Genomic DNA, 14,307 nt, shown 5'->3' on the forward strand with positions numbered 1-14,307 from the left:
CAGTTTGTCTACCCTCAACGGCGTTTTCAGCCGTTGCAGGTGACGGCTTTCAGTGAGTTTTTCATTAGCTGGCTGGATAATGAATAACGCAGCTACTATCGGTTTTACGGCCGTGCAGCCACCTGGCGACACCGTTCATCTTCATCTGCGCACGTAGCCATTGAAGCTGGTATCACGGATAACTGGTTCAAATATGTGGGCCCGTCGTTAAGCCAAAGCGAAAACAAGCCCCGCTTTTCGGCGTATCCACCAGCGCAATTTCGCTACCATGTAGCTGTAGCATCTGGCGGACGATCATCAACCCCAGTCCCCCTACTCGAACACCTGACGGATTCGCAATCGAAGGACGGATGAATAATCCCTCCATCAATTCTTGCGGGATCCCAGGACCGCTGTCGCTAATTTGCACCATCACTTTATCCGCTTCTCGCCACAAACGCACAGCAACAGTGCCGTTGTCGGGAGTATGGCGAATCGCATTATCCAGCAGGTTGGTCAGCACCCGTTCGATCATCCCGAGGTCTGCATCAATAAGCGGCAGGCCTGGCTGAATATCTGCCAGCAATGCCAGCTGTTTAGTCTGGGCAGAAAGTTCAAATTTCTGGAAAACATCCTGCAGCAGTTCACTAATCGAGAATTTCTCTTTCTGCGGTTTAACCACACCATATTCCAGACGAGCCAGCTCAAACAGCGACTGGGAGAGCGCACCCACCTTTTGGCTCTGTGCGAGAGCAATATTAAGGTAGCGCTGCTTCTCAGCGTCGCTCAGGCTGGCTGACATTACGGACAGGCTTTCAAGGTAGCCGTGTAGTGAGGTTAATGGCGTGCGCAAATCATGGGAAATGTTGGCGATAAACTCACGTCGTAACTGCTCTTGTTGTGCAAGACGATGCCACTGTTCTGCAATGCGCTGGGCCATCGAGATAACCCCTTGTCGCAGTTGGCTAATTTCATCGTTACTGGTATTGATTTGCCGGGGCTGCGCCGCCATTGCCTGCATTTCTTCTATCCCACCGGTTTCCAGGGCATGGACCTGAGCAGACAACTCGCGCAAGGGACGAGTTATCCAGCGCAAGGCGAGTGCCCCCACCACCAGCCCCAACAATGCAACAAGGCTGATGGACAGTAAGACTATCTTCAATAAGGCATCAAATTGCGCATTGCTGTTTAAGGCGTTGTAATTTTCCCCGAGCAAAATCACATACAAGTAGCCTTTTATCTGCCCATCCTGACGCATTGGCGACACGCTAAACACTTTCTTCGCATCAAGGCTACGCGGATCGTCGCCGTAAATGGGGTAATGAGGATTATTTAATGCCGAGTGTATTGGCTGTAAATCAACCCGCTGACGTTTGATGTGCCCTTCCGGCGCCGCATCACCAATAATATTGCCCTCTTTGTCCAGTAAATAAACTTCTACACTGGGATTCACCGCCATCAGATGATCAAATAAATTACGCATCGACTCTTTATTAAGGCCATCGCGTTCAAGCAGAGGGTAACTTTGGTTGATATGCCCGGCAAGGTCCGCAGAAAGCTGCTGAATTACGGCCTTACTGTATTCAGTACTGGTTCGCACCTGCAGCCAGCCCAACAGGGCACACGATGTAATAAACAGGAGAGCAAAAACCAGCGTTAAACGCTGTGAAAGTGTATAAGTTCGCATGGTTACTCGCGTGGCTGTGCGGTGAATTTATAGCCCTTTCCCCAGACGGTACGGATAAAGTGAGGTTCCGCCGGGTTATCCTCAATTTTGATCCTTAAACGATTGATATGTGTATTCACCGTATGCTCATAGCCTTCATGTTCGTACCCCCAGACCTGATTTAGCAGACTCAAACGGGAAAAGACTTTATCCGGATGTCTGGCAAAAAAGTAAAGCAAATCAAACTCTCTGGGCGTCAACTCCACCGACTGATGATTAAGTTGAACATCCCGAGCCAGCGGATCAATGGAGAGGTTATCAAAAATCAGTACACCAGCATCCAGCCGTAAATTCTTACTCATTGCTTCCTGACGGCGAAAGAGCGCCTTTACACGGGCGACCAGTTCAAGCATTGAAAACGGTTTCGCAAGGTAATCATCAGCCCCCAGTTCAAGACCGAGAATACGATGGGTTTCACCTGAACGAGCGCTGATAATAATGATGGGCGTATAACGCGTCATCGTTCTGGCATGACGACAGATTTCAAGCCCGTCAACGCCAGGCAGCATCAGATCCAGGATTAGCGCATCCCACCCACCCTGGTTAAGTAACGCCATACCAATATTGCCATTTACCGCATGCGTCACCGTAAACCCCTCCTCACGCAGATGAAGCTGTAACAGCTCAGCGATGTTTTCATCGTCTTCTACGATAAGTAATTTCTTATCCTGATTCACTTCATTGTCCCCCACGATCCCGATACTGAAAGTCTACACAACAAGCGGGTAGAAAGTTGTCACATTTAATTTAACTTTGCGTGAAGCATCGGGGAATAACCACGTTTTCACATTGCGTGTATCAGGATGCATTAATTGCAGAATGCGGATTTTAGAAACGGTAATAACTGAATAATACTCACCTGTTGGTACTATTTTTTGTCGACGCCATCACCTTTTTCCTAAGTAAAATTCATTAGACCAACTGGCGTACGACTCATACTTATCCTAGGGTTAGAATATGTCTCCATATGCCGCATTATTGTATTTTTAAAGTAAAAAATGTGGTTATTTGAAAAAGGTAAAGAATATGGCTCCAGTTATCCTCACTCGCTTAATTCTTTGTTGCAGCGCCTTTTCCATCATTTCAGCGGCTGATGCTGTCACCGCAAACGGCACGTTTCAGGTGCTAATGACGATTCAAAAAGCCTGTACTGTTACCGCAGGTTCAGGGTCAAATATTGCCCTGGGATCGGTCAATGCCACTGCGACAAATACATCGGCCAGTAATACCATTTCCATTAATTGCTCCAAGACGACACCTTATTTTATAGGTCTGGCGCCTTCGGTCGCTAACGGCGGGAATACCACGGGCAGAGGGGCAATGTCCTCGGTGGCCAACGCAGCAACCAACACGGATAAAGTGCCGTACCAGTTGAACCAAACGTCTGCAACGGGTCCGGTTTGGGGTAATACAGCCACTGCGGAAAGCGTGGGAAATGGGGTGGCCTCGACCGGAACCGGGCTGGGACAAAGCTTCACTGTGTATGCCACCGCTCCGAGCGCCAACTTCACGCCTGATGACTATGCCGATCTCGTAACGGTTAACGTTAACTACTAACCTCAGGACGACCCATGACATTGAAACTGCCTGTGCAGCGGTGCGCCTTCGCGTGTCTGTCAGGAATAGCCATGAGCATTAATATCGCGGCGGCAAGCGGGCTGCAAATAGCGCCGGTTACGCTGACACTGCAGGCGACGCAAAATGCCGACGGTATCTGGTTAAGCAACGCAGGTGAAAACGTGCTGAATGCGCAGGTGCGCGTTTTCCACTGGCGTCAGGGAGCAGACGGCGATACGTTGTCACCCTCTCAGGGACTGGTCATCAGTCCACCCATGCTGGCATTAGCCCCGGGTGAACGCCAGCTCATCCGCGTGATTCGAACCGCGCCGCCATCGGCGTCTGTTGAAGAGGCCTATCGCTTATCCATTGATGAATTACCCCCTGCAAAATTACAAAAAAATAAACTGCAATTTGTGATGCATTATTCCGTGCCCGTGTTTATTCAACCCACAACGCAGGCTGACACAGCGGCAAAATTACAGTGGAAACTGCAACAGCGTGACGGCAAACACTTTCTTGAAGTCAGTAATCAGGGAAACGCTCATGCCCAATTATCCGCCGCCACATTTATACAACGTAATGGCGCGAAAAAAGTGATCAGTCCAGGACTGCTAGGCTACGTTCTTCCAGGTTCAACGATGCGGTGGATAGTCTCCCCGTCAGCCAGTGATACTCATTACGGCGGAAAAGTTGAAGTCACGGTCAATGGCCAAAAAACAGTACAAGAACTCTGACTGGCTCTGGCTTGTGGTGAAATATGGCGTACTTAATGGGGCCTTACTCTCGGGAATGGCCTGCGTGCACGCACAGACAAACACCCCAACGGACACGGGCATTATTCGTGATGAGTCCCCCTTGCCCGGAGTCGATTTATATCTCGACGTGACGGTCAACGGCAATGCCGCTGGATTGGTTCATTTTGGCTATGAAAACGAAAAGCTGTACGCCAGTGCCAATACCCTACGCACGCTGGGTTTTCGTCTACCAGAGGAAACTACTCAGCCTGTCGGGCTGTATGATATTGCGCAGCTGAACGTTGACTACAATAAACAACTGCAAACGCTGGCGCTAACCGTACCACTAAGTGAACTCGACCTTGCCACCACCCAGCTTAACCCACCCGCAGAAACTGCCCCGATGGCCTCCACCGCGGGCGGCGCATTGCTCAATTATGATATTTACGCAGAGCAGGGTGACGCCAGCAGCATTAATACGTTTAGCGAACTGCGCGCTTTTAATGGTTCAGGGGTGTTAAGTACCACTCAACTCACCCAGTACTCCACTGAAACCGATGCCGATAACGCCTTTTACCGACTGGATACCAGCTGGCGCTCATCATTCCCGGAAACGATGCTGGCACTGACCGTGGGGGATACGCTGACCAGTTCGCTCACCGGCTCCCGCCCAACCCGCATCGGCGGGATTCAAATTGGGACCGATTTTGGTTTGCAGCCGTATATGCCAACCACCCCGCTTCCCGCGTATCTCGGCTCCGCAACGGTGCCGTCCAACGTAGAGCTGTATGTCGACGGGGTCAGGTACTACAACGGTGAAGTCCCGGCGGGCAGTTTTCAGATCAACACCTTGCCAAATATCAGCGGTGCGGGGACGGGTCAAGTGATGATGACAGATGCGCTGGGCAGAACGACGGTGCAAAATTTCTCTTTTTACAACGATCAACAGCTGCTGCGCGAAGGTCTGACCTCGTGGTCAGCCGAGATTGGGGTGGTGCGCGAAAACTACGGGTACGCCTCATTTGAGTATGCCAGTGCCCCGGCGATCAGCGGGACATGGCGTCGGGGATTCAGCAGTAACTTCACCGCAGGTGCGCACGCCGAAACCAGCGACGGGCTGATTAATGCCGGTTTCAGCAACGACTGGATCCCAGATATCCACAGCGGCACATTCTCTACGGCATTGGCGGCAAGTGCGGACGCCGGGAAAAACGGTTTTTTATACAGCATGGGATACCGCTGGTCCGGAGAGAAATTCAATTTCAGCACCAGTACTACCGCCACCTCCGGCGATTATCGTGATGTGGCGACCCATTATGGCGAACCACCACCGACGCTGAGCAGCAACACGGTGGTGGGCTATTCGCTGGCGTCCGCCGGAAATATCAGCCTGAGCTACCTGCAATTTCGCTACCCGCATGAAAGCACCGTGCGCTATGCCAACGCCAGTTGGTACAAGTCCCTCACTGATACCGTGTCCCTTAACGCAGGGTTCAACCAGAACGTTGATGACAACCGCGACCGCAGCGTCTACCTGATGGTGACCGTCACCACTCCTCGTAATCTGAGCGTCAGCAGCACCATCCAGCGTACGAATGACGAAACCGGCTACCAGTTGAATGCCAGCCAGACGCCGCCAGCTGACGGGGGCTGGGGCTGGAACGTCGCCGCCAGCCAGCAAGCATCTCAACAAAGCGGCCAGGGGGAAGTAGGTTATTTAGGTCGTTACGGGAAAGCGTACACCGGCTTCAGCCAATTGCCGGATAACCACTATGGCTATGCCGGTGCGACCGGGTCCGTGGTGATGATGGGCGGCGGCCTGTTTGCCGCGCGTGAAATTAGCAATGGCTTTGCCGTGGTGTCGACCGACGGCATTCCCGACGTTCCCATCAAGCTACAAAACAACGTGATCGGCAGCAGTGATGACAATGGCCTGCTGCTGGTTACCTCCCTGAACAGCTATCAAAAAAACCAGATCAGCATTGACCCGATGGACCTGCCCGCCAATATGCGCATCACCCACGTCGAGGCGAATGCCACCCCTGCAGACCGTTCCGGCACGCTGGTCAGTTTTGGCATTACGCCAGTACGCGCCGCGCAGGTGATCCTCGTCGATGAACAGGGGCAGGCTATCCCCGAAGGCAGCATGGCCATTGCCACCACTGGCGCGGGCCAGTCATCACTTGTTGGGTTTGACGGGATGACCTGGTTCGACACGTTGGAACAGCACAACGCTCTGCGTATTAAGACAGAAACCGGTACCTGCAGCGTCAAATTTGACTACCCGGCCTCAGCGCGAGGCATCGTGCAAATTGGCCCACTGGTATGCCGATGAAAGGAGTAATTTTATGTGGCTAAGAAATCTGACCCTGATTAGCGGATTACTCGTAAACCCAGGATTCGTTTACGCGGTCACCTGTTCGATAAGCAACGTGCAGCCGGTTAATTTTGGCGCCGTCAATCCACTGCCAACGTCAGCTGTAACATCCGCGATGACCTTTAACTACAGCTGTGCTAAAGAGCTGGGTGACGTGCTGGCGGGGATTAATCTGTGCTTTAATATTGGCATCTCCGGCGTCAGCGGCCAGGTCACCACCAGGAATATGTCATTGAGTGGTACGCCAGCCAGAACGCTGACCTATCAGCTGTACCAGGACGCGGGACATAGCAAAATATGGGGAAGTCAGTATCAGTCGGGCGCCACCTTCCCGATGGTAAAGCTCAACTTACTTAACCTGACACCGGTGACCGGTACGCTGACGGTGTACGCGAAGCTCAACACCCCGCAAACGACCGCCGTGCCGGGAAACTATCAGGATAGCTATACGACGGCAACAGCTCTGGTGACGCTCAATCCCGGTCTGGTTTTGCCACCCACGACCTGTGGTGATACCGTCGCCGCCAGGCTACCCTTCACCGTCTCGGCCAACGTCACAAAACAGTGTGCGATCGGCTACGCCAATAACATTACCTTTAACCCGTCTAAAGCCACTGACCGCAACGTCACGGCAAGCAGTGCACTCGGGGTCGCCTGCACCAATAACACTCCCTATACCATTGGATTGCAGCCTTCCAATGGGAATACATCAGGTTATGGTGTATTGAAAGGAACCGGGGCCAATCAGGATAAAGTGCCGTATCAGCTAAGTTCAACACCTGGCCCGACGGGGACTATCTGGGGAAATACGTCGCTTAATGCAGTAGCAGGCACAGGTACGGGGTTAACCACCGATTATCCGGTGTATGCCACCGTTCCGAGCAGCAATTTTACCCCTGATAACTATGCCGATACGGTGACCATCTCGGTGACCTACTGAGAGCAGAAATGCAATAAGGAAAATACAATTTATTATCATATTCTTTACTTTTAGAGGTGCGTCATAAATCTGACAAATAGCAAGCCGCACATCTTATGCACCGCAATTGGTTTATTATCAGAAAAACAGCCAAAAACCCTGTAAATCCCGGATAATTATTCACATTCCAACTGAAAACCTAACTCACAGACATGACAATCCGTGCCCTGAAGGCAGGCCGTTGTTTGAAAAAAATGTTAAATTTACGTTTATATGGTGAGATCCACTGTATACCACGGCGAAATTAAGCACATATTACTTTTATAACTAAGGTTTATCATGGATAAGTTATCTTACGCTTCAGATAGCAGCACATCTGCCTGGAATACCTACCTGCAACAAATCGAGCGTGTGGCCCCGTACTTGGGTGAACTTTCCCACTGGGTGGATACCCTGCGTCACCCAAAACGCGCATTGATTGTCGATATCCCGGTGCAAATGGATGACGGTACCATCCGCCATTTCGAAGGATACCGCGTGCAGCACAACCTCTCCCGAGGCCCAGGTAAAGGCGGCGTGCGTTATCATCCTGATGTTGATCTTAACGAAGTGATGGCTCTTTCTGCGTGGATGACCATCAAATGCGCCGCGCTTAACCTGCCATATGGCGGTGCGAAAGGTGGTGTTCGCGTCGATCCTTTCTCGTTGTCTGAGGGCGAACTGGAGCGTTTGACCCGCCGCTATACCAGTGAAATCGGCATTATCATCGGACCGCAGAAAGATATTCCTGCCCCGGATGTCGGTACCAACGGGAAAGTCATGGCGTGGATGATGGATACTTACTCCATGAACCACGGCACTACCGTGACCAGCGTGGTCACCGGTAAACCAATCCATCTTGGCGGCTCTCTGGGTCGTGATAAAGCCACCGGTCGCGGCGTATTCGTCAGCGGTCTGGAAGTTGCGCGCCGTGCCAACATCGCCGTTGAAGGCGCTCGCGTGGCGGTGCAAGGTTTTGGTAACGTGGGGAGTGAAGCAGCTCGCCTGTTCGCCGGTGCGGGTGCACGCGTGGTCGCTATTCAGGATCATACCGCCACCCTGTTTAATACCACCGGGATCGACATGACTGCGCTGACTGCATGGCAGTTAGAGCACAAACAAATTGCCGGTTTCCCGGGTGCTGAAACCATCGCCAGCGAAGCGTTCTGGAGCGTGGAGATGGATATTCTGATCCCGGCTGCGCTTGAAGGCCAGATCACCCGTCATCGCGCGGAAACGCTGACCTGTAAGCTGGTGCTCGAAGGCGCAAACGGCCCAACCTACCCGGATGCCGATGACGTACTGGCCAGCCGCGGTATCGTTGTGGTACCTGACGTGGTCTGTAACGCCGGTGGCGTTACCGTCAGCTACTTTGAATGGGTGCAGGACATGGCAAGCTTCTTCTGGAGCGAAGAAGAGATCAACGCGCGCATGGATAAGATCATGACCGACGCAATGGTCCACGTGTGGGAAAAAGCCGCGGAGAAATCCTGCTCTCTGCGTACTGCCGCCTACATTGTCGCCTGTGAGCGTATTCTGCTGGCGCGTAAAGATCGTGGTATCTATCCGGGCTAAGACCGGACTCCGCTCTTGCGAACAAAACCACCTGCAGTGCAGGTGGTTTTTACTTCACCTCCCCACGCTCAGGCGTTTTGCGCTAAACCTGCCGCATCTCTCATTTCTGCTGTTTTATGCACCACTACGTTTCAATACGGAACATTTATCAGCGAAGATGTTCCGTATTGAAACGCTCATTACGGCAATTTTCTTTTGACAACCCATATGCAAAATTACCTTATCGGCAGCGAGAGGTCGCCGTGGCGCTGTACATCACCGATACCCTACACCAGATGTCTGCCGTTTTTTGCAGCCATCTCAGGACTGTCTACGGAGCATAAAAATGAAAAAATTGATCAACCGTGTTGAAGACGTACTGAATGAACAACTCGCCGGGCTGGCAAAAGCCTACCCTTCTCTGGCACTGCATCAGGACCCGGTATACGTCACTCGTTCTGACGCGCCGGTGATGGGCAAAGTGGCGCTACTTTCAGGTGGCGGCAGCGGGCATGAACCAATGCACTGCGGCTATATTGGTCAGGGCATGCTTTCCGGTGCCTGTCCGGGGGAGATTTTCACCTCGCCAACCCCGGACAAAATGTTCGAATGCGCCATGCAAATTGACGGTGGCGAAGGCGTGCTGCTAATCATCAAAAATTACACCGGTGACATTCTGAATTTTGAAACCGCTACCGAGCTGTTGCACGAAAGCGGCGTCAAGGTCACGACCATGGTTGTTGACGACGACGTAGCGGTAAAAGATAGCCTGTATACCGCCGGACGTCGCGGTGTTGCGAATACCGTGCTGATTGAAAAACTGGTCGGCGCGGCTGCCGAGCGCGGAGACTCGCTGGAAGCGTGTGCCGCATTGGGTCGCAAACTGAATAACCTCGGTCACTCTATCGGCATTGCTATCGGCGCCTGTACTGTCCCGGCCGCAGGGCAACCTTCGTTTACGCTGCAGGATAACGAAATGGAGTTTGGCGTCGGCATTCATGGGGAGCCGGGGATCGACCGACGCGCCTTCTCTTCCCTCGACCAGACCGTGGATGAAATGTTCGACACCCTGCTGGAAAACGGTCATTACAGCCGTACGCTGCGCCACTGGGACAACATCCAGGGTGCCTGGCAGGAAGGTAAAGAAACCAAACAAGCGCTGCAACAGGGCGACCGCGTCATTGCGCTGGTCAATAACCTTGGCGCAACGCCGCTATCCGAGCTGTTCGGCGTCTATAACCGTCTTGAAAGCCGCTGTCAGGATGCGGGTATCATCATCGAACGCAATCTGATTGGCTCTTACTGTACCTCTCTGGATATGACCGGTTTCTCCATCACCCTGTTAAAGGTCGATGACGAAACGCTGAACCTGTGGGATGCACCGGTGCACACCCCTGCTCTCAACTGGGGTAAATAAGGAGATTCATAATGTCCCTCAACAGAACACAAATCGTTAACTGGCTTTATCGCTGCGGTGAAATATTTACCACCGAAAGTGATTTTCTGACCGGTCTGGACCGGGAAATTGGCGACGCCGACCACGGCCTGAATATGCACCGTGGCTTCAGTAAAGTGGTCGAAAAACTGCCGTCCATTGCGGATAAAGACATCGGTTTCATTTTGAAAAACACCGGCATGGTGCTGCTTTCCAGCGTCGGCGGGGCCAGCGGTCCGCTGTTCGGCACCTTCTTCATCCGCGCCGCACAGGTGACTCAGGCCCATCAGAGCCTGACGCTGGACGAGCTGTATCAGATGATGCGCGATGGCGCAGAAGGCGTGATTAGCCGAGGTAAAGCCGAGCCCGGGGACAAAACCATGTGTGATGTCTGGGTACCGGTGGTCGAGTCGCTACGTCAGTCCTGCGAACAAAAACTGAATGTACAGGCGGCGCTGGACGCGGCGAGTCAACAAGCAGAAGCGGCTGCACAAAGCACCATCACCATGCAGGCACGTAAAGGTCGTGCCAGCTATCTGGGTGAGCGCAGTATCGGGCATCAGGATCCCGGCGCAACGTCGGTGATGTTTATGATGCAAATGCTGGCTCAGGCCGCCAGAGAGTAAGGATAAAGCGATGGTAAACTTGGTTATTGTGTCTCATAGCGCGCAGTTGGGCGCAGGCGTCGGCGAGTTAGCCCGACAGATGTTAATGGGCGAAGGGTGCAAACTCGCGATCGCCGCGGGCATTGACGATCCCGATAATCCTATCGGCACCGATCCAATTAAAGTGATGGAAGCCATTGAGTCCGTCGCGGACACGGATCACGTGCTGGTGATGATGGATATCGGCAGCGCGTTATTAAGTGCGGAAACCGCCCTGGAACTGCTCGATCCGACGATCGCCGCGAAGGTACGCTTGTGCGCAGCCCCGCTGGTAGAAGGCACCCTGGCCGCAACGGTCAGCGCCGCAGCAGGTGCCGATATCGACCGCGTCATTCGCGATGCCATGAGCGCCCTCGATGCCAAATATGCGCAACTGGGTTTACCACCGTCGTCCCCGGTCGTGACCTCGCCGGAAGACCTCTCTGCTGATGACGAGGCCCGCTCTGTTGCCGTGGTGGTCAAAAACCCCAACGGCATCCACGTTCGCCCCGCGTCACGGCTGGTCTCCACGCTGTCTGGCTTTCGCGCCGACATGCTGCTTGAGAAAAACGGTAAGTGCGTGGTCCCGGACAGCCTGAACCAAATCGCGCTGCTGCAGGTGCGTTGTAATGACACGCTGCGCTTAATTGCCAAAGGTGAACAGGCCGACGACGCGCTGGCGGCATTCAAACAGCTGGCTGCGCAGAACTTTGGTGAGTCCGTTGAACAACCACATACCGGCGGCATCACCAACTCAGCGCCGATACAAGCAACAGGGATGGCCTTTCGCTATACGCCGGTCGCCGCAGAGGTAGCCCCGCAGCCTGCCACCGATTTACCGTACGAACAGCAGCGGTTACAGGCGGCAATCCGCAATACGCTGGAGGATCTGAACTGTTTAACAGCGCTTGCCGAAGAGAAATACTCCGCCGATATCGCCGCGATTTTCTCCGGCCACCACACGCTGCTGGACGATACCGAGTTATATGACATGGCCTGCGCTATCATGCGCGAAAAACAGTGTCGCGCCGAACATGCCTGGCATACGGTATTGAGCGACCTGAGTCAGCAGTATCTCCAGCTCGACGACCCCTATTTGCAGGCGCGGTATATCGATATTGACGATTTACTGTACCGCTCGCTTCGGCATTTGACCGGAATACCCGCTCAAATCCCGACCTTTATTCGCCCGACAATCCTGGTGGCAGACGTCATTTACCCGTCCACCGTACTGCAGTTGGATCCGCTGACCATCAAAGGCATCTGTTTGCGCGCGGGCAGCGATGCGTCCCATTCGGCAATCATTGCCCGCGAGATGAGGATCGGCTGGGTATGCCAGCAGGGTGAGGCGCTCGACGCCATCAAAATGGGGGACACCCTGACCCTTGACTGCGCGGCACATCAGGTCATCCGCGTGGGCTAAACGCCGCTGCACGTCCTGTTATCACAAAGGGCGTGCAACTTTCACATCACGTGCAGAAACGTCTGTTTGTTCGCAAAATAGGGTCCCTATAACGCGTAACGGTCGATCCTGAACTAAGGTTTTCTCATGGTAAATGCCGCAACTTCGGCACGCCGCTAAGGAGATTACCCGATGATAACGCCAGCAATTCGCCATCCTGGCCTGCTCTCTGTTACAGTAAAACTCACGCTCGCAAGTACCCTTTTGGCCCTTGCTTCATTCGGCGCCCACGCCGAGGAACAGCCCGCCGCAACGCCGCAGCCCCCTGATATCCTGCTCGGCCCTCTGTTTAATGATGTGCAAACCGCCAAACTGTTCCCGGATCAGAAAACCTTTGCCGATGCAGTGCCCAATAGCGATCCACTGATGATCCTTGCTGATTATCGGATGCAAAAAAACCAGTCCGGCTTCGATCTTCGTCATTTCGTCGGTGTGAATTTTACGCTGCCCAAAGAGGGTGAGAAATACGTACCGCCCGCCGGGCAGTCGCTGCGTGAGCATATCGACGGGCTGTGGCCGGTGCTAACGCGCTCGACGACTGACGTGGAAAAATGGGACTCATTGCTGCCACTGCCGGAGCCGTATGTGGTGCCCGGCGGGCGTTTTCGCGAAATTTATTACTGGGACAGCTATTTCACTATGCTGGGGCTTGCCGAGAGCAACCACTGGGACAAGGTCTCCGACATGGTGGCGAACTTCGCTTACGAGATTGATGCCTGGGGACACATTCCTAACGGTAACCGCAGCTATTATCTGAGCCGCTCCCAGCCGCCGTTCTTCGCCTTTATGGTTGAACTGCTGGCGCAGCACGACGGTAATGATGCGCTGAAAAAATACCTGCCGCAGATGCAGAAAGAGTACAGCTACTGGATGGAGGGCGTCGAAACGCTTAAGCCAGGTCAGCAGAACAAACGGGTAGTCAAACTGGCTGACGGCACGGTGTTAAACCGCTACTGGGATGACCGTGATACGCCAAGACCCGAGTCCTGGGTTGAAGATATCGCCACCGCCAAAAGCAATCCGAACCGTCCGGCCACCGACATTTACCGCGACCTGCGTTCGGCCGCCGCCTCGGGCTGGGATTTTAGCTCACGTTGGATGGACAACCCGAACCAGTTAAGCACCCTGCGCACCACCAGCATCGTCCCTGTCGATCTCAATGCGCTGCTGTACAAGATGGAAAAAATGATTGCGCTTGCCAGCAAAGCCGCAGGGGATGAAGCCAAAGCTACACAGTACGAAGGCTTCGCTAATGCGCGACAAAAAGGGATTGAAAGCTACCTGTGGAACGATAAAGAGGGCTGGTATGCCGACTACGATTTAAAAAGTCAGAAAGTACGCAATCAACTGACCGCCGCCGCCCTGTTCCCGTTGTATGTCAATGCGGCGGCCAACGATCGCGCCAGCAAGGTGGCTGCGGCGACCCAGGCGCATCTGCTGCAACCCGGCGGTCTGGCCACAACGTCGGTGAAAAGCGGTCAACAGTGGGATGCCCCGAACGGCTGGGCACCACTCCAGTGGGTTGCAGCGTCCGGGTTACAAAACTACGGCCAGGATAAGGTCGCCATGGAGGTCACCTGGCGCTTCCTGACCAACGTGCAGCATACCTATGACCGGGAGAAAAAGCTGGTTGAAAAATACGACGTCAGCAGCACAGGAACCGGCGGTGGCGGTGGCGAGTACCCGTTACAGGACGGCTTTGGCTGGACCAACGGCGTCACCTTAAAAATGCTCGACCTGATTTGCGCCAAAGAAAAACCCTGTGATAGCGTCCCGTCGACACGGCCAGTAACTGAAAAAACAACGCAGACCGTGCAATAAATCACACCAGATTAGCCATGAGAGGCGGCCCCCGCAGGGGCCGCTGAATTAATCTCG

11 protein-coding genes are annotated in these 14,307 nt (G+C 53.6%); 9 read left to right on the forward strand and 2 right to left on the reverse strand.

The window, feature by feature from the left end; genetic code table 11:
* Positions 1 to 187: 187 nt before the first annotated feature.
* Positions 188 to 1,666: an ATP-binding protein gene (locus FDX01_RS14140; protein ID WP_135911896.1), complete on the reverse strand. Its 1,479-nt coding sequence runs from the start codon at positions 1,664 to 1,666 to the stop codon at positions 188 to 190.
* 2 nt (positions 1,667 to 1,668) lie between these two features.
* A complete protein-coding gene (locus tag FDX01_RS14145) occupies positions 1,669 to 2,382 on the reverse strand; it encodes a response regulator transcription factor (protein ID WP_096756749.1) in 714 nt (237 codons plus the stop codon).
* 349 nt (positions 2,383 to 2,731) lie between these two features.
* Here FDX01_RS14145 and FDX01_RS14150 point away from each other — a divergent pair, with 349 nt between their 5' ends.
* The 9 genes from FDX01_RS14150 (at position 2,732) to FDX01_RS14190 (ending at position 14,250) form a co-directional block, all read left to right on the forward strand.
* The gene (locus FDX01_RS14150; RefSeq protein WP_137399972.1) at positions 2,732 to 3,262 is read left to right on the forward strand and encodes a spore coat protein U domain-containing protein; all 531 of its coding nucleotides are present in this window, start codon (positions 2,732 to 2,734) and stop codon (positions 3,260 to 3,262) included.
* A 14-nt stretch (positions 3,263 to 3,276) separates the two neighbouring features.
* Positions 3,277 to 3,999, forward strand: coding sequence for a molecular chaperone (locus FDX01_RS14155; RefSeq protein ID WP_135911891.1), 723 nt, complete (start codon positions 3,277 to 3,279; stop codon positions 3,997 to 3,999).
* A 55-nt stretch (positions 4,000 to 4,054) separates the two neighbouring features.
* A complete protein-coding gene (locus FDX01_RS14160) occupies positions 4,055 to 6,334 on the forward strand; it encodes a fimbria/pilus outer membrane usher protein (protein ID WP_249360991.1) in 2,280 nt (759 codons plus the stop codon).
* 13 nt (positions 6,335 to 6,347) lie between these two features.
* Positions 6,348 to 7,316: a spore coat protein U domain-containing protein gene (locus FDX01_RS14165; protein WP_137399974.1), complete on the forward strand. Its 969-nt coding sequence runs from the start codon at positions 6,348 to 6,350 to the stop codon at positions 7,314 to 7,316.
* Positions 7,317 to 7,634: 318 nt separating this feature from the next.
* A complete protein-coding gene (locus FDX01_RS14170) occupies positions 7,635 to 8,909 on the forward strand; it encodes a Glu/Leu/Phe/Val dehydrogenase (RefSeq protein ID WP_096756744.1) in 1,275 nt (424 codons plus the stop codon).
* A gap of 325 nt (positions 8,910 to 9,234) precedes the next feature.
* Positions 9,235 to 10,305, forward strand: a complete 1,071-nt coding sequence (dhaK, locus tag FDX01_RS14175) for a dihydroxyacetone kinase subunit DhaK (protein WP_137399975.1) — start codon at positions 9,235 to 9,237, stop codon at positions 10,303 to 10,305.
* Between the two features lie 11 nt (positions 10,306 to 10,316).
* Positions 10,317 to 10,949, forward strand: coding sequence for a dihydroxyacetone kinase subunit DhaL (gene dhaL / locus FDX01_RS14180; RefSeq protein ID WP_135911886.1), 633 nt, complete (start codon positions 10,317 to 10,319; stop codon positions 10,947 to 10,949).
* Between the two features lie 10 nt (positions 10,950 to 10,959).
* Positions 10,960 to 12,390, forward strand: a complete 1,431-nt coding sequence (gene dhaM, locus FDX01_RS14185; protein ID WP_137399976.1) for a dihydroxyacetone kinase phosphoryl donor subunit DhaM — start codon at positions 10,960 to 10,962, stop codon at positions 12,388 to 12,390.
* A 171-nt stretch (positions 12,391 to 12,561) separates the two neighbouring features.
* Positions 12,562 to 14,250, forward strand: coding sequence for an alpha,alpha-trehalase (locus tag FDX01_RS14190; RefSeq protein ID WP_137399977.1), 1,689 nt, complete (start codon positions 12,562 to 12,564; stop codon positions 14,248 to 14,250).
* Positions 14,251 to 14,307 lie beyond the last annotated feature (57 nt).

The sequence above is a fragment of the Citrobacter sp. wls613 genome, assembly GCF_005281195.1.
GTDB lineage: Bacteria > Pseudomonadota > Gammaproteobacteria > Enterobacterales > Enterobacteriaceae > Citrobacter > Citrobacter gillenii.